General features: G+C 63.0%; 15 protein-coding genes. 3 read left to right on the top strand and 12 right to left on the bottom strand.

From position 1 onward, the window contains the following. Window positions 1–2: 2 nt before the first annotated feature. Window positions 3–1,223 carry an efflux RND transporter periplasmic adaptor subunit gene (locus tag CAP37_RS15945; protein ID WP_086125217.1) on the bottom strand — a complete coding sequence of 407 codons (1,221 nt, stop codon included), beginning with the start codon at window positions 1,221–1,223 and terminating at the stop codon, window positions 3–5. 213 nt (window positions 1,224–1,436) lie between these two features. On the opposite strand from CAP37_RS15945, the gene CAP37_RS21835 reads away from it, so the two are divergent. After that, complete coding sequence (locus tag CAP37_RS21835) at window positions 1,437–1,577, top strand: hypothetical protein (RefSeq protein WP_218776871.1); 141 nt, start codon at window positions 1,437–1,439, stop codon at window positions 1,575–1,577. A gap of 44 nt (window positions 1,578–1,621) precedes the next feature. On the opposite strand, the gene CAP37_RS15935 is transcribed toward CAP37_RS21835, so the two are convergent. From CAP37_RS15935 to CAP37_RS15915, 5 genes are all read right to left on the bottom strand, one after another. Continuing rightward, complete coding sequence (locus CAP37_RS15935) at window positions 1,622–2,593, bottom strand: PD-(D/E)XK motif protein (protein ID WP_086125215.1); 972 nt, start codon at window positions 2,591–2,593, stop codon at window positions 1,622–1,624. Next, entirely contained in the window at window positions 2,593–4,830 is a 2,238-nt protein-coding gene (locus CAP37_RS15930) for a Z1 domain-containing protein (RefSeq protein WP_256927024.1), read from the bottom strand. Before CAP37_RS15930 ends, CAP37_RS15935 begins: the two co-directional genes overlap by 1 nt. After that, window positions 4,802–6,439, bottom strand: coding sequence for an ATP-binding protein (locus CAP37_RS15925; RefSeq protein ID WP_086125213.1), 1,638 nt, complete (start codon window positions 6,437–6,439; stop codon window positions 4,802–4,804). Before CAP37_RS15925 ends, CAP37_RS15930 begins: the two co-directional genes overlap by 29 nt. Beyond that, window positions 6,439–7,773, bottom strand: coding sequence for a DNA cytosine methyltransferase (locus CAP37_RS15920; RefSeq protein WP_086125212.1), 1,335 nt, complete (start codon window positions 7,771–7,773; stop codon window positions 6,439–6,441). The genes CAP37_RS15925 and CAP37_RS15920 overlap by 1 nt, the downstream gene beginning before the upstream one ends. A gap of 206 nt (window positions 7,774–7,979) precedes the next feature. After that, the gene (locus CAP37_RS15915; protein ID WP_086125211.1) at window positions 7,980–8,288 is read right to left on the bottom strand and encodes a hypothetical protein; all 309 of its coding nucleotides are present in this window, start codon (window positions 8,286–8,288) and stop codon (window positions 7,980–7,982) included. A gap of 374 nt (window positions 8,289–8,662) precedes the next feature. On the opposite strand from CAP37_RS15915, the gene CAP37_RS15910 reads away from it, so the two are divergent. Both CAP37_RS15910 and CAP37_RS15905 read left to right on the top strand, forming a co-directional pair. Then, window positions 8,663–9,367 carry an HNH endonuclease gene (locus CAP37_RS15910; protein WP_086125210.1) on the top strand — a complete coding sequence of 235 codons (705 nt, stop codon included), beginning with the start codon at window positions 8,663–8,665 and terminating at the stop codon, window positions 9,365–9,367. 14 nt (window positions 9,368–9,381) lie between these two features. Next, on the top strand, window positions 9,382–10,095 hold the full coding sequence (locus CAP37_RS15905; RefSeq protein ID WP_086125209.1) for an SOS response-associated peptidase: 714 nt from the start codon (window positions 9,382–9,384) through the stop codon (window positions 10,093–10,095). A 32-nt stretch (window positions 10,096–10,127) separates the two neighbouring features. Here CAP37_RS15905 and CAP37_RS15900 read toward each other — a convergent pair whose 3' ends face one another. The 6 genes from CAP37_RS15900 to CAP37_RS15875 all read right to left on the bottom strand — a co-directional run bounded on the left by CAP37_RS15900 (window position 10,128) and on the right by CAP37_RS15875 (window position 16,486). Further along, on the bottom strand, window positions 10,128–10,754 hold the full coding sequence (locus tag CAP37_RS15900; RefSeq protein WP_143435959.1) for a hypothetical protein: 627 nt from the start codon (window positions 10,752–10,754) through the stop codon (window positions 10,128–10,130). A gap of 123 nt (window positions 10,755–10,877) precedes the next feature. Then, on the bottom strand, window positions 10,878–11,372 hold the full coding sequence (locus CAP37_RS15895; RefSeq protein ID WP_086125207.1) for a thioesterase family protein: 495 nt from the start codon (window positions 11,370–11,372) through the stop codon (window positions 10,878–10,880). Beyond that, entirely contained in the window at window positions 11,369–12,601 is a 1,233-nt protein-coding gene (locus tag CAP37_RS15890; protein WP_086125206.1) for an acyl-CoA dehydrogenase family protein, read from the bottom strand. Before CAP37_RS15890 ends, CAP37_RS15895 begins: the two co-directional genes overlap by 4 nt. Further along, on the bottom strand, window positions 12,598–14,514 hold the full coding sequence (locus CAP37_RS15885; RefSeq protein WP_086125205.1) for a biotin carboxylase N-terminal domain-containing protein: 1,917 nt from the start codon (window positions 14,512–14,514) through the stop codon (window positions 12,598–12,600). Before CAP37_RS15885 ends, CAP37_RS15890 begins: the two co-directional genes overlap by 4 nt. Further along, a complete protein-coding gene (locus tag CAP37_RS15880; RefSeq protein WP_086125204.1) occupies window positions 14,511–15,317 on the bottom strand; it encodes an enoyl-CoA hydratase/isomerase family protein in 807 nt (268 codons plus the stop codon). Before CAP37_RS15880 ends, CAP37_RS15885 begins: the two co-directional genes overlap by 4 nt. Further along, entirely contained in the window at window positions 15,314–16,486 is a 1,173-nt protein-coding gene (locus tag CAP37_RS15875; protein ID WP_086125203.1) for an acyl-CoA dehydrogenase family protein, read from the bottom strand. The genes CAP37_RS15880 and CAP37_RS15875 overlap by 4 nt, the downstream gene beginning before the upstream one ends. Between the last annotated feature and the right edge of the window lie 13 nt (window positions 16,487–16,499).

Genomic DNA, 16,499 nt, shown 5'->3' with positions numbered 1-16,499 from the left:
CTTCACTTCGCGTCCGGAGCCAGCGGCGAAGCAGCCGGCACCTGCGCCGCCTGCTGCACGATGTTCACCGCGCGGCCGTCTTCCAGCCGGTCCAGGCCCTCCAGCACCACCGGCTCACCGGCGGCCAGGCCCTTGGTCACCACCGTACGCCCGCCGCTCGCCGGGCCGAGCGTGAGGGTGCGCACCTTCGCATGGCCATCGGTGATCACATACACATAGCTCCCGCGCGAACCGTGCTGCACGGCATCGGTGGGAATGGTGATGGCCCCGGGCAACTGCCGCAGCGAAAGCCGCACGTTCACGAACTGGTTGGGAAACAGCGCGTCGTCCGCATTCTCGAAGCGCGCCTTGAGCCGCAGCGTGGCGGTGGCCGCGTCGATCTGGTTGTCCAGCGTGTCCAGCCGGCCCAGCGCCAGGCGCGCGCGGTTGTCCCTATCCCACGCTTCGGCCTGCGGCGGCGTTTTGCTTCCATCGTGCGCCGCGCGCACATCGGCCACCAGCGGCTCGGGCACGCTGAAGATCACCGACACCGGCTGAGTTTGCGTCAAGGTGAACAAACCACTGGCGTCGTTCGCCGAAATCAGGTTGCCCGCATCCACCCGGCGCAGGCCCACGCGCCCGGCAATGGGCGCCACGATGCGCGTGTAAGACAGCTGCAACTGCGCGTTGTCCACCTGCGCCTGGTCACTCTTGAGCGTGCCGCGCAGTTGCTGCACCAGCGCGGCCTGCCTGTCCAGCACCTGGCGCGCCACCGCGTCGCGCTTGAACAGCATGTCGTACCGCGCCAGCTCGCTCTCTGCATTGCGAAGCTGCGCCTGGTTCTGCTGCTGCTGCCCCTGCGCCTGCGAGAGCGCCACCCGCAAAGGCTCGGGATCGATCTCGGCCAGCAACTGCCCGCGCGTCACCTTCTGCCCCTCGCGCACCAGCACACGCGCCAGTTGCCCCGCCACTCGGCTGCGCACCGTGACTGTGTTGTACGGCGCCACCGTGCCCACGGCGCGGGCCTGCACGGTGAAGTCTTCCACCAGCGCCGTTTCCACCCGCACGGGGATGGGAATGTCCCAAGGGCCGCGCGTGGCTGGGGGTGGCGCGGGTGGGCGCAGGAGGAACCACCAGGCGGCGAAACCGGTGCCCAGGAGCAGGGCGACCCAGAGCGCGCGGCGCGGCCAGGGGGATGGGCGCGCGGCGGGGGGGTTGGCCGGATCGTGAGGGGCGGACTGCATGGATGGACGCACTAACTAGAGGAGCTTGGAAAGAAGTTGGCGCCTTCATCACTAGGACGGCGATTGCGATGTGGTCGCGCTACGACACTGGCAGTATGGCAAGGGACGCCCGGTAACAGAGACTTACCTTCATGATAAGCAATGGATGCGAAAAGGAATGCGCGGGGTGTTTACGCGTGCAGCCAAAGGCCTGATCTGCAGCGGCTGCCGACCTTGGCCGCCGTGCTTACGCTGACCCACACCTTGCAGTCATTCGGCAGTGCGGTCGGCCGCTGCCATGAATTTCCGCTGATCGAAGTGCAGTTGACGCCGGCCACTGCTGGCGGCGCGCTTCGCGTAGCCTTGCGCCTCTGATCAAGTCCAGACAAGTCAGGCGCCATCCCTCGCAAGCGACGGCTTCAGGTAGCCCGGAAGAGGCACGATAGGGCTTTGAGCCCTGATTCGGCAACAGTTGAAGTCACTGTTGTCAGGTCGGAACGAAATCGGAGGGAGGTGACACGGGGATCAATCGGCCGCTCCGGCGCTGGGACGTCAGCCATGTTGAACATTGCCACTTGGCGCTCCGCGAAGCTCAGGTCGTAGCGCCGATCCAACTTCTCGCTGAATTCGCTTCCAAGTGAAGTCGCGATGTTCGACCAAAGACGTTGTCGAAGGTCGCCTTCATCGTGAAGAGCCGCGTCAACCTTGCTCGCCAAATCCATAACACCAACGCCGTTCGTCTGAGGTTGGAGAAGCAGCGAGGCGACCAGCCCAAGACCCGCTGACGGAACGACCAGTTGTTCGAGCGAAAACTCGTGAACACGCGCCCCACTCTGCGTGGCCTTCACTTCAAGTACGCCACCAGGCCATGAGAAGTCGAATCGCTCGAATGTGTTCGCGTGCCACGCCCGAACTGCGGCCGAAACGTTGACGGATTGGACGATGACGAAGAGTTCTGCCCAAAGACCGGCAATCTCGCGCCCACCCGGAGCGTTCATTGCGCGAAAAAGGTTCAGCAACGACCTCACACTCGATTCGATGTCCGGAGTCTTCGCAGCGTCTGGGAGCTGATTGATCGCGGCTCCCACACACCTGACGAAAAGTTCGTACAGTTCTGGAACTTCCGCGTCGCACGCGATGAGCGCGAACTGCCCGTCAACGGGGCCCGCTGCAGATTGCACTCGGCAGGTCAGGTGAAACTGGACGCTCAGGTGTTTCAGAGTAGTCCCGGGCGTGTATGCGGCGGCGCTGGAGTCGCTGACGAGAAAGATGGGCGCACCGTCGGCACTCTTTGCCAAGAAGTCATTCTGGCGCGCGCCGACCGGTACCGCCGCGAACTCGGTAGAGGATGTGGCGGATACCAGCGCCTGAAACTCGTCGTACAAGTCCATCAGCCGCGCGCTTCTACCAGCAAGTCTTTACCGAAGCGCTTGGGCACACGCAGCGCGTACCAGGCGACATTTCGGATATCGGCCAAGTCAGCCCGGTTGAGGTGGTGACCAAGATTGAACCGCCGCAGCTGTAACGAAAGGCGGTCTGGGGTGAAGAAGCTCTTGTCGTTGACTGAGTTCGCGCTCGCGCTGAAGTATTGGTTGATGGGTGCCCAAGGATGGCTGGCGGCGAGACTTCCAGTACCAACACGACTTCTGTAGCCCGCTTTAAGGTTGTTCATCAGGTACACATCAACCTTCAGTGATGGGTCCTTGGCCAGCAGACTGCCAAGCGCTACAAGCATTGCACCGTGTTCCTCGGCATCGCCGGGGTCCTTCACCTCGACCTTCAGTAGAAAATCGTCGAGCACTGTTTTCAGCGGGACGGCTTCGATGAGGTCATTGGGAGACTGCCCCTTAGCAGGCGCTAGTTGCGGAATCGTCGCCGCGTTAACGCGTGTGAAGCCTGCGCTCCAGTGATTTTCAACATCATCCAACAGCTTGTGATTGACCGCAACCGCCGCGGCATCTCGATGAAGGACCCTCGGAACCATCCACTCGTCGACGAGCACTCGACGAGTGCCGAGGCCGATAACGTTGAGTCGTGTGGGCCTAAGCATCTGGGTCAGGATGAAGTCCCGCCGCCAGTCCCGCAGGGGTTTCCCTCGATGCTTCTCGAGGGCCTCGCGGATGAAGTCCTCGTGCTCGATGTACTCGGTGAATGCCTGCCGTACACCCGCTTGCAAGAACACCCGGCACAGACCGAGATAGGACTTCTTGTAGCCAAAGAAACGCGCCCGCTGCTGCAACGTATCCGCAGCGGGTGAGCCACCGAGCGCACGGGGCATATACGTAATACAGAGTCCTTCCACGGTGTAACCGCGGTCAAGATTGGCACCGCCGATGAGAATCCAGTAGCGCGTGGCTGTCCAATCGACTTCATTGGCCTCGGGAGTGCTGTTGACCTCCGCATGGTCGAGATCTGTGAAGACATCCTCGACCATTGCCTCGATGAGGTCCCCCAGTGGCTTGATGCCCGGGTGGGTCTTGGAGAGCGAGGCGTACTCCGATTGGAAGATGGCCGCTACGGCTGCCGGCTTCGTCGTGTGCTCGTCGCCAATCATCTTCTTCAGGCTTCGGTACGCCCTCTCCACCCAGCCTTTGTAGACCTTGTGTGATGCTGTAGCCGCAGCAGGATGAACCATCATCGAACGGTTCCGGTCCTTCGGCTTGAGGCTCTTTCGGTCACGCGTCAACGCGTGCTGAGCCGCAACAAGCAAGAAACATCGGAGCGCACTCAGAAGACTTTTCGGTGGGCTCTTCAGCGGAGTCTGCGCGGTCGGTACATCGCCGGGAGGTATGTCCACCGTCAAGCCCGCAGCTCCCTTGAAGAAGGCATAGCCCCCCGTATAGGCGTCGCCCGGCGTTACGAGCTCGGAGAACGAAGGATTGAGAAGATCTGTCTGGGCCAAAAGCAGATTGGCCTGAGGTGTTGCCGTGTACTGAAGGTACGAGTGATGCGGCAGCACGTCGCGCAAACCGAGGATGCGCTCGTAGGTCGTGCTCATTGCCGTTGCCGGCACCCGGTTCGTACGAATTCTGCTGGCGTTCGTATTGAGGCTCGCCTGGTCGCTCTCATCATCCACGATGAGCGTAGGCACTTCGGTGAGGTTTACGGAGCCAAGTACCTCGGTGAGCTTGTCGAGGTTCCCGCCATGCTTGAGGACCGTGACTAGCAGCGACTTGCGCGAATGCTTCTTGCTCCAGTCATCAATCCGGCCTTCGATTTTCGAGCGCAGCTTTTTGGTTGGATTGGAGAAGTGGTGCCAATGGTCGCTGCCATTCACCAGACCGAGGTCCTTCTTCAAGCGGTCCTCGGACTGGCTTCGGAGCGTATTCTTCGTGCCTGCCAACACAATGACAAGCCCATAGCCATTGTCCCGAGCCAGAGCGATGACGGTCTCGAACGACATTGTCTTGCCGCTTTGAACATACCCCACTACCAGGCCAGTCTCGCGGCCGGCAGGTTCAGTGGGAGGCAAGCAGCGGCCAAGGATGCACAAGGACTCGTGCAGTACTGACTTGGGTCCGGACGTCAGCTCATTGATATTCGGACCGTTCGGTTCCGCCGCCTTGCTTTCGAGGAAGGCGTTGGTGAAGTCCTTGGGCTTAGGCTCCCACAGCAGGGGAGGCTTCACGGTTTTCAGTATTTGGATTGTGGTTGCCATTCGTCATTGGGGCACGGGCCAGCGTACCCCTCAGCAGGTAGTTGAAGTGGTATAGGACACTCTCGGGTGGGTTTCCCGAAAGGTCCTCGGAGAGCACTAACGAGATGCTCACTGCTGTGGCGACGCGCAAAAACAACTCCACGTTCTCGTTGTTTGCCCCAAGGAACTCGGCTGAGAATGGATGCGCCAGGGAAAGGTCGATACCGAGGCGTCGCACTCTGTCCTCATCTCCTACTACGACATCATCCTTGGAGACGGAGACCCAATCCTCGCGTGCAGGGTCGATAGACGTTCTGAGCGTAACGATCCACTTGTACGTTCCATCGTCAAGCGTTACCGTGCGCTCCGAGGCCTTGAGGTCGACATCCGCCAACGCCGGTGGCAGCGACTCAGGGGCCGCAGGATGCTTGCGCGCGTCGACCAGTAGAGGAGCGACGTCATCCGAGAGGTGCTTGGCGACCGTCTCAGTCGCAGCGGCGGCTCGAGCCCCAATGGTCTTGCGGGACGGCAGCGCCCGATAGTTCTCAGCCTGCGCAATCAGGTCTAGCGGCTCTGCTTCGAGAGCGGCTTTGAGGTACTCCAGGAAGATGTCTTCGTACTCTTCCCAGCGAAAGCCATCCTTTGTATGGCTGACTTCGAAGCCTTCAACGTGCAACTCACCGAATATGCGCTGGTATTGGTAGCTGTTGGTCTGCTTGAAGATGAAGCTGGGCCGGTAGGTTTCGTCGTAACTGCCCTCGATGAGGCGGTCACGTCGAAATAGTGCGAAGCCAGCGTACGGCGTCGAGCCGACCTCTCTGAGCGCAGCAAAACCTGTGACTCGCTGCCCCTTGCCAAAGTCCAGGTTTATCGACTTCGTCCATTCGACCGGCTCGGTATCTGGAATCGGCGCGCCTGGCGACGAGTACGGAACGGCCGTAAGGACCGACGCAGATGTGTACGCCAATGGCTCCGTGTTGAAGGTCAACTCAAGCCGGTCGTCGCGCAAGAACATCCGATAAATACTCGCCAAGTGCTCCTTCATCTTGCCGACGGTTCGGCCTTGCGGAACGTGGTGCAGGCCACGCAGCGTCACGACGGTGTACGGCGCAGGTGACAACTCCTCTCGAACAATCGTGTCCAAGCTTTCGATGCAGTTGTCAACGATGTGCCGTATGTCGAAGGCAATGGTGCGTTCTACCGGCTCCCCGATCGCCTTCGTGCGCACGCTCCACGTCTGCGCGAACCAACACGCCGCGCTCTTCATGCCCATTCCGAACTCGGACAAGCCACTCCGGTCGGTAGGGACCTGTGCAGCTCGGAAGGCACGTGGGAAGTCGGCCGCGGAGATGCCGGCAGCATTGTCGGTAACGACAATGCTGCCTGGGCCTGAGGTGTCCAAACGGACATCTACCTTAAGTTTGTAGTCGGGGCCGTGCAAGGCAACAAGCGCATCTCGGTTGCTAACGTAGCTCTGCACCGCGTTGTCGATGAACTCCGCGATTGCGAACCATGGCTTGTAGTTCAGGTGCCGAAGCACCGACAGCATCGTTACTTCAGGCCGGATTTCGATAGGTCCCAGGTCGCCTGCTGCGGGCATTAGGCCTCCTCGAGTTCTTTGCGCTTACGCTTTACCTCGGCCGGTGTGTGAGTGCCGAGCAGTGCTTTGGCCACCATTTCCACCACCTTCGAATTCACAGCATTGCCAAGGGCAGCGAACGCCTTCGTGGGGCTATCAGGGAGCTTCTTGAGCCCGTCGAGGCTCTGGAGGCGCGCGCACTCGTGAGGGGTCATGTAGCGCCGCTGCCAGCCAATGATGGGGACCTGAGTGTCCGTCATCGCAATCAAGCTGGGAGCGGTAGTGCGGCGCTTGACACGAACGCCAGAAGCTCGGAACTGAATGACGTAATCCCAGATGTTTCTCTTACCGCCTTTGATGTTCCACTCGAACTTCTTGAGGCTTGACGGGAACTTCAGAATTTTTGGCAGCCAAGGGTCAATCCAAGTCTTGTTGTCTTCATAAAACTGGCGGTTCTGCCGGATGAAGTCCTGCTTCCACTTTGGGAACTTTGCCTGTGGCGTTCGAGCATGACTAGGAAGCGCCGCCCACCGCTCTTCGAAAGTCTTCAGGTACCCCATCTTTGCCCCGTGGCTCCCCTTGAAGCCCTTCAGTCCGTCGTATCCGTATTGCCTTTGTAGCTCGTGGGGTGTGGTCTCTTCGTACGGGTAGGTAGCGCCCCACTCCATGGACCAGAGCGGAAACGACGGAAGTTCTACAGTGGACGGGACGGCATTCAGGAACTCGGCCCAGACCTCTAGGCACTCATTTACTTGGGCAGACAGCTTCTTCGCGTCGGCGGGCTTATCGTCGAGCACCGTATCGATGTTAGTGTCGGCGTCGCTGGTCTTAGGCCAAGCGAATGCATCCAACGGCAGTAGGGAGCCCACGATGTAGACGCGTTCACGAATTTGCGGAATGCCGAAGTTGTGTGGTGAGAAGCGCTCGGCTCGCACGTGATACCCAAGTTGCTCGGTGAGAATCTTCTGGATTTCCTCCCACGTACGGCCTTCGTCATGCTTCAGTAGATTGGGGACGTTCTCGAGGATGAAGTAGGTAGGCTTCTTCTCCTGGAGGATGGAGGCGACATTGAAAAACAGATTGCCCTGCTCGGTGCACTCGAAGCCCAACTGCTCGCCAGCCTTGGAAAATGGCTGGCATGGAAAGCCCGCAGTCAGAACGTCATGATCCGGGACATCCTGCGGATGGACAAGCGTGATGTCGCCTTCCGGCCTCAGGCCGAAGTTCTCCTTGTAGAGGTCGCGAAGGTGCTCCTTCCACTCGGCTGCGAAGACACACTTGCCACCGAGGCGGTCCAGCGCCAGATGGAACCCGCCGAGGCCGGCGAACAGGTCGATGAATCGAAAGGTTTGCATCTTCGTTGGTCTGTGATTGTTGTTTGTGTATCCAGCCTCTGCTTGTCAACGCGCTAAGGCAAACATCTTCATTGCGCGTCAATTCGCCCTCCACGAAGACTGTGTAGATATACAGCAGATCGACCGCGCAGGTCAATCCTTGTTTTTGCATATTGACCGGAAGGACGGGCCTTGAATGTTCCGGCTGTGAGGCCCTTTTATCTTCGTCACCATCCGTCACACTCATTCAGCGCAAAGTCACGCAGTGCACTCGTGCTGTGGACCAACGTCCCCACCTGCCTCTCCATCTCCACATTCAGCGCTCGAATCAACGAGCCAAGACCCTCTCGCGTGGCCGCTCGTTCCAGTGAATCTTGGTCGTACGTCACGATTCTCTCCAGTGCCGTGTACGTCTTCACCATCACGGCCAGAAGCGAAGCCTGATCGGCTGCCTCTGTGGCCAGGATGACGATTCTGGGATTGATGGGCTTGGAGTCGGCGCCAGCAAATGCGCCACGAAGATTGAACTTGGCCATGTCAGCCTCCCTGCGAGTGCGGTGATTGCATCTACCGCCGCCCTCGCGATGAAGCGAGGGCGGCGGCTCGAACAGGTTGGCAGACCGGGCACCGCTTGCACGAACCGGCGAGCCTCACGGCTCCCTGATCGAGCCGCCAAAACTGGGGCACGAACAGGCAAGCCGCAGGGCTTCTGCGGATAGAAAACTGCGGCTTGCGTTGCCGCGGTGCATCGGGCTGCCAAGCCCGATCACGCCTTTTTGTGACGTGACCGGCGCAGTATAGCGACGGGTATTCGGTTTTTCCCCAGGAAGCGGCTTGCGAAAAGCCACGATACCCCATACCCCCTGACGGTATCCTTAAGGCCAACACAACGGCCAGGGAGTGGCGCGTCATGACGTTTGAAGACTGGATGCGCCTTCGCGGCCTGAGCGACAAGTCGATCTCCAACTACGCGGGGACCATCAAAGGGCCGCTGTCAGCCTGGGCAATGGAAGCCAAGCTGACCGACGGCCCGCTCACTGCGCTGCGGAGCGAGGCGGCCCTGAAGGCTGTGACGGTGGGGATTCAGCGGTTGCCGAACTTTCTGCAGCGAAACGAGACCGGCAAGCAGATGTACAGCGCCGCCTTGGCGCAGTTCGCCAAGTACTTGGCCGACGGCCACAGCGGCGATGTGGAAGAGGACATCGACCAAATCTTGAGCGACCCGGGATTGGACGCGACGGAACGCTTGAACTTGGTGAAGTCGCGCATTGGCCAAGGCGTGTTCCGGCAAAGGGTACTGGCGCACTGGAAGGTTTGTGCGGTCACAGGCTTCAAAGACACGAACCTCTTGGTGGCGTCGCACATCAAGCCTTGGCGCGACTGCAACAGCAAGGAACGGCTCGAAGGGTTTAACGGCTTGTTGCTCACGCCGAACCTGGACAAGGCGTTTGACTCGGGGCTGATCACGTTCTCCCCTGCCGGGCCAATCACGCTGTCTCCACAGCTCACGGAGCCCGAGAAGCTGGGCATTTCCGCCGACATGCGCGTGTCCCTGCATGCCCAACACCAGCCGTTCATGGAATTCCATCGAAGCGTGGTGTTTCGCGCTCACTAGGCACCGCCGCCCCCATGTGCACCCGCTACATCTCCCCCGAACAAGCCGCCATCGAGCGCGGCTGGCACATCGGCCGCGACAACAGCGAGACCTGGTTGCGGCAGGTGTTCGGGGTGGAGTTGTTTCCTCGGCAGACGGGTCCTTTTCTGCGGCGCTCGCGCGGTGATGTGGAGGGGTTCTCTCTGGAGCTGGTGGCGGGGCGCTGGGGGTTGATTCCGCCGTTTGCGGTGTCGCCGGATGTGAAGTTCGCCACCTACAACGCGCGCTCGGAAGAGATGGCGAGCAAGGCGAGTTTTCGGGATGCGTGGGCGCGGGGGCAGCGCTGCATCATTCCGGCCACGGCGTTCTACGAGCCCAACTGGGAGACGGGCCGCAATGTGTGGTGGCGCTTCCAGCGGGCCGATGGCGAGCCCTGGGGTCTGGCGGGGCTGTGGCACCGCTGGGTGGACCGCCGCTCGGGCGAGGCGCACGAGAGCTACACCATGCTCACGCTGCACGCCAACGGCCACCCGCTCATGGGCCGCATGCACAAGCCCGAGGTGGACCCGGCCACGCGCCAGCCGCTGCCGCCCGATTTGCAGGACAAGCGCAGCGTGATCCCAATCGAGCGGGGTGACGTGGGACAGTGGCTGGCGGGCACGGTGGCGGAGGCGCAGGCGCTGCTGAAGGTGCCGCCGGTGGATTTGTTCGATGCGGCGCCGGAGCCGCCGAAGGACAAGGCGGGTTGATCGCTAGCAACGGAGGACGCGCTTGAGGCTTGTCAGCTCTGACGCATGCACTTCTGCAAGTTGTCACGGGCAGACTTGCCTTCTTTCCACCCCATCCGGAACACCTCCTGCCCTTCGATGGTGATGACGAAATCTTGCTTCTCCGACATGCCGGCCAGCGCGGCCTTCATGCTCGGAACCGCAAAGATGAGCGTTCCGTGGCCATGCATGGCTGGGCTTGCCTGGGCGTTGAAGATCCTCACGGTGGCGGGCGCGTCACCCGACTGCGTGAGGGTGGCCGTGATCTCACGAAACTGGTTCGGCTTGGGGATGTTCTTGCCAATGAACGTCAGCAGGCCGCCCTCCCACGACTTGTCGACCCCGTTCAGGGTGATGGAGCCGTGCAGGTTGGTGTACGTTGCGGCGCAGAACTCGCCAGGCTGGGCCGACGCCCTGGCCTGGTAGTGCTGCCAGTGGCCATTGACATAGCGCATGAGCACGGGGTCTTTGCGGAGCTCGTTGAGCTTCTCGTCGTTCTGGCGCCGTTCTTCCAGGTAACGCTCCTGCTCCGGCGTGAGCGTGTAGTTTCCACGCAGGTAGTAGGTAGGGCCATCGTGCGTGGAAGCGCTGATTCGCCGCTGGACGTCGCCATAGAACTCCTGCGCCGCCATCGCGCTCATGGACTCCCTGTAGGACTGTGCCTGGGCATGCGGAGCGTGGGCGAGAAGACAGAGCGCAAGCGCAGGGACCCACGAACTCAGCGATGAAGGGAACATATTTGGTGGTTGCATGTTTGTGACCCATCAAGACACGATGTAAGCGCCCGCCCCGGTAGACAACAACTTCCCATCCGCCCCCAGAAACTCCATGCGGGTGCTGGCCACACGCGAGCCAAGGCGCATCACTTCCGCCCGCAGTTCAAAGTGGTCGCCGATGGCGGGGCGCAGGTAGTCCACGCGCAGGTCGATGGTGCCGAGCTTGGCGAAGCGGTGCAGGCGTTGCAGGGGGGCTTCGTCCATGTGGCGGGCGCCGATGGCGGCCATGCAGGCGAGGCCGGCCATGGCGTCGAGCCCGGCGCTGACCACACCGCCGTGCAGGCGGTTGTGCACGAAGCTGCCCATCAGCTCGGGCTTCATGTCGATGCGGGCGGTGACCATCTCGGGGCGGATTCTGGTGATCTTCAAGCCGAGCACGTGGTTGAAGACGATTCTTTCCTCGAACATCTGCGTGAGAGCCGCGAGGAACTCGGGTTCAAATTCAACCGGTTTGGCGGGGATGGTGGTGGTGGTCTTGCTCATAGGCCCGATTGTCGTGCGGCGAGTTCCTTCATGATTTCCTCGGCGCCGCCGCCGATCATCATCACCTTCACTTCTCGGTACACGCGCTCGCTCACGGTGCCGCGCATGAAGCCCATGGCGCCGAGGATCTGCACCGCAGCGTCGGCGCAGAACTGCATGGTCTGGGTGGCGTGGTTCTTGAGCAGGCACACTTGCGCGACCCAATCACTGTGTGCCCCCACGCTCCCCTGCTCCGCATGGGTCGCTGCCCCCCAGGGGGGCTGTTCCACCTTGGGGCGGCCCGGCGATGGAACGTTGCCATCATCCCCAGCGTCCACTCGGTCGCCCAGCGCATCGAGCCAGGCCTGGGTGGAGTGGATGCGCATCTGCATGTCCATGAGTTTGTGGCGGATCACCTGACGTTCGATGAGGGGCGCGCCGAAGGTGCTGCGCTGGCGCGCCCAGGCCAGGGCTTCATCAAAACACGCCTCGGCAAAGCCCAGCGCCATGGCAGACATGGCCAGCCGTTCGCCGTTGAAGTTGGTCATGACCATGCGAAAGCCTGCGCCCTCTTCGCCCAGCAGGTAGCGCGCCGGCACGCGCACGCCGTCGAAGCGCAGGTGCGCGGTGTCGGAGCAGTGCCAGCCCATCTTCTCCAGCCGGCTGCGGGATATGCCGGGTGCGCTGCAGGGCACCACCACCATGCTGATGCCGCTGGCGCCTTTGCTTTGCAGATCCGTTCGCACGGCGAGCGTGATCCAGTCGCAGCGCATGCCGGAGGTGATGAACACTTTCTCGCCGTCGATCACATAGTGGTCGCCATCGAGCCGCGCGGTGGTGCGCAGCGCGGCCACATCGGAGCCCCCACCGGGTTCGGTGATGCCGAGTGCGGCAATCTGCTCACCGCGCAGCACGGGCGGAATCACCTCGGCCTGCAGCTCGGGCGTGCCGTGTTTCAAGATGGGCGGCAGACCGATGTTGTGGGTGAAGAGGCTGGCCATTACGCCGCCGCTGCCACCAAAGCGCGCGAGGGTTTGAGACAAGGCATTGCGCGCGCGCCAGGGCGCCGGCGTGCCGCCCAGGTGCTCGGGGTAGCCCAGGCCGAGAAGGCCGAGCTCGGCGGCCTGCTGGTGCAGGGCGCGCGGAAACTCGCCGGCTTCGTCCCACGCGGTCACGTGCGGGGCAATGGCTTGCGTGGCGAAGCGCTTCACCGTGTCGACGAGCGCGGCGCGGTCTTCTGCCGTGTTCATGCGGAGAACGTCACCAGAAGTTGACCCGGCGCCACCTGCTGGCCTGCCGTCACCGAGATGCCTTCGACGGTGAGGTCTCGCGGGGCGGCCAGGGTGTGCTCGAGCTTCATGGATTCGATCACCAGCAGCGGCGCGCCCTTGGCGATGATCACGCCCGCCTCGGCGTGCACGGCGATGAGCTTGCCGTTGAACGGGGCGCGCAGTTCGCGCGCGGCGCTGGCGCCACCGGCGCGTTCGCGGGGTGCGAGGCTGAGGTCGGTGAGTTCGAGTGTGTGTGCGCCGGCCTGCACTTGCCATCGGCCGTTGCCCAGTGCCGCAGCGGCCACGGGCCACGCCATGCCGTCGATGACCACGCGGTCGGTGTTCAAGCTGGCCTGCGCACTGCGTTCGCCCAGCGCCACGCTCAAATCGCCGTGGCCGGTTTCGCGCACCACGGGCTCCACCACCTGCTCGCCGTGCTGCCAGCGCAGCGAGCGCGCAAACGGGCACGGCAGGGCCTGCGCCGGGGGGCGCTGGTGAAACGCAGCCGCCAGCACGGCGGCCAGCACCGCTTCGGCCGGTGGCTGCAGGGTTTCGCGGATGCTGTCGCCGTGTTCGGCCAGAAAGGGAATCAACGCATCGCCGGCTTTGAACACCGGGTGCCGCAGGCAGGCGGCGAGGAACGCGCGGTTGGTGGGCAGGCCGAGCAACTGCAGGTCGTCCAGCGCGTGGGCCAGGCGTTCGCTGGCCTCTGCGCGGGTGGGTGCATGGGCGATGAGCTTGCCGAGCATGGCGTCGTAATGCGGGGTGACTTCGCAGCCGGCTTCCAGGGCATGGTCGAAACGCAGACCTTTGCTCAGGACGGGTTCGACGAAGTGCAGCACGCGGCCGGTGTGGGGCGTGTAGTGCACGTCTTCGGCGCACAGGCGCACTTCGATGGCGTGGCCGTTGAGCTGCACCTGGTCTTGTGTGAGGGGAAGGGCTTCACCGCGCGCGATGCGAAGCTGCCACTCGACCAGGTCGAGCCCCGTGAGCGCTTCGGTGACGGGGTGTTCGACCTGCAGGCGCGTGTTCATCTCCATGAGGTAGAACGCATTGCCCTCCAGCAGAAACTCCACCGTCCCCGCGCCCACATACCCCGCCGCCTGCGCCAGTGCCACCGCGCAGCGGCCCAATTCTTCGCGCAACTCCGGCGACACCGCCGGGCTGGGCGACTCTTCCACGATCTTCTGGTGCCGGCGCTGCACCGAACAATCGCGCTCGCCCAGATGAATGCAGTGCCCGTGCGCATCGGCAAACACCTGCACCTCCACATGCCGGGGACGCAGCAGCGCGCGCTCGATCAGCAGGTCGCCATTGGCAAAACCCGCCAGCGCTTCGGAGCGCGCGCCCTGCAGCGCAGCCGGCAATTGCGATGCGTCGGTCACCAGCCGCATGCCGCGCCCACCACCACCAGCCACCGCCTTCACCATCAGCGGAAAGCCGACGCGCTCGGCCTCAGCGATGAAGGTGCTTTCTTGCTGGTCGCTGCCGAAGTAACCGGGCAGGCAGGGCACGCCCTGGAGGTGTGCCAGCGCCTTCGCGGCCGACTTGCTGCCGAGGGCGCGGATGGCCGCTGGCGGCGGCCCGACCCAAATGAGACCGGCGTCGATCACGGCTTGCGCAAAATCCGCGTTCTCGCTGAGAAAGCCGTAGCCCGGGTGCACAGCATCGGCGCCGGTGGCGCGCGCGGCTTGCAGCAGGCGGCTCACGCGCAGGTAGGAATCGGCCGAGCGGGCGCCGCCGAGTGCGAACGCGGTGGTGGCCTCGCGCACATGCAGCGCCGCCGCATCGGGCTCCGAATACACCGCCACGGTTTCAATGCCCATGGCGTGCGCGGTGCGGATTACGCGGCGGGCGATCTCACCCCGGTTGGCGATCAGCAGGCGCTTCACTTGTTCTCGCCCCCACCCACCCACGGCGCGGGCTGCTTCCTGGCAAACGCAGCGATGCCGGCCGCCGCTTCAGGGCCACGCAGGGCATCGGCAAACGCGATGGCCGCTTCGTCGCGCAGGTCGGCGACCTCATCGCGCAGCAACTGCAACAACCGTTTGGAGCAGGCCATGGCGCCGGGCGCGGTTCGCAGCATCTCCGTCAGGCGGTGGCGCAGCGCAGATTCGAGCGCGTTGTCGGCCACCAGTTCATCAACCAGGCCGAACGCCTCGGCCTCGGCGCCGCGGTAGCTGCGCCCCTGCAGCAGACACTGGCGCGCACGCGCGTCGCCCAGGCGCTGCCAAACAAAGGGCGCGATCTGCGCAGGTGGCAGGCCGAGCGTCACTTCCGGCGTCGCAAACACCGAACGCTGGGTAGCGATGACGTGGTCGGCGCAGCACAACAAACCAAAGCCACCGCCCATGGCCGCGCCGTCTACAGCGCACACCAGCATCTGCGGCAGCGCGCAGAGCGCATGCAGCACATCGCCGAAGCGGCGGCTCATGGGGATCACCGGGTCGGCCTCGCCCGGTGCCAGCGGCTGGCCAATGGCGCTGGCAAAACTCCCCAGGCTGCCACCAGCACTGAAGGCGCCGGGCGCACCGGTAAGCACCACGATCCGCAGCGAGGTATCTTTCTGCGCGCGCAGCGTGGCCTCGTACAGGCCGAGCACCATGGCGTCGCTGAGCGCGTTGCGGGTGTCGGGGTCGTTGAGCGTCCAGCGCTCCATGCCGCCATCGCGATCGATCTGAAAGACGTTGTTCATTTGACGGGTCTCTTCGCGATGCCCATGATTTTTGAAAGGATGCCCAGCATGACTTCGTCCGCCCCGCCGCCGATGGATGCGAGCCGGCCATCGCGGTACATGCGCGAGACCTTGTTCTCCAGCGTGAAGCCCATGCCGCCCCAGAACTGCAGGCAGGTGTCGGGAACGGTGCGGTTCAGACGGCCGGCCTTGAGCTTGGCCATGGTGGCCCACTCGGTCACGTCTTCCCCGGCAATGTAGTGCTCGCAGGCCTGGTAGGTGAGTGCGCGCAGGGATTCCACCTCGGTCTTCAGCTCGGCCAGCTTGAACTGCACCCATTGCTGATCGGACAACGAGGCGCCAAACAGCTTGCGTTCCTGCGCCCACTCCACCGTCCATTCGATGCAGTTGGTGAGACTCTGCAGCGTGCTGGCGGCGCACCACAGGCGCTCTTCCTGAAACTGCTGCATCTGGTAGATGAAGCCCGCGCCTTCCTGGCCGATTCGGTAGCGTTGCGGCACGCGCACTTCATCGAAATAGATCAGGCCGGTGTCGCTGCTGTGCATGCCGATCTTGCGGATCTTCTGCGCGACCTCGATGCCTTTCACGAGCTTGCCGCCCTCGCGCATGGGCACCATTACCAGGCTCTTGTTCTTGTGCGCGGGACCGTCGCTGGTGTTCACCAGCATGCACATCCAGTCGGCCTGCAGGCTGTTGGTGATCCACATCTTCTGGCCGCTGATCACGTAGTCGTCACCGTCCTTGCGGGCCACGCTCTTGATGCCAGCCACGTCGCTGCCAGCGCCGGGTTCGGAGACGCCGATGCAGCTCACCATGTCGCCAGCGATGGCGGGCGCCAGAAAGTCGCGCTTAAGTTCATCGCTGCCGAAGCGGGCCAGCGCGGGCGTGGCCATGTCGGTCTGCACACCAATGGCCATGGGCACGCCGCCGCAGTGAATGTGCCCCAGCGTTTCGGCCATGGCCATGCCGTAGGAATAGTCGAGCCCGCCGCCGCCCTGCGCCTCGGGTTTGGTGAGGCCCAGCAAGCCGAGCTTGCCCAGCCCCTTGAACACCTCGTGCGCAGGAAAAATCTCGGCGGCCTCCCATTCGTCCACATGCGGGTTGATCTGCTCGTCGATGAAACGCTTGAGCGTTTTCTGGATCTCGCGGTGTTCGTGGGTGAACTGCATGGGTGTCTCCTTG

It is taken from the genome of Hydrogenophaga sp. IBVHS1 (genome assembly GCF_002127265.1).
Lineage (GTDB): Bacteria > Pseudomonadota > Gammaproteobacteria > Burkholderiales > Burkholderiaceae_C > Hydrogenophaga.
This window is presented reverse-complemented; position numbering and strand designations above follow the sequence as displayed.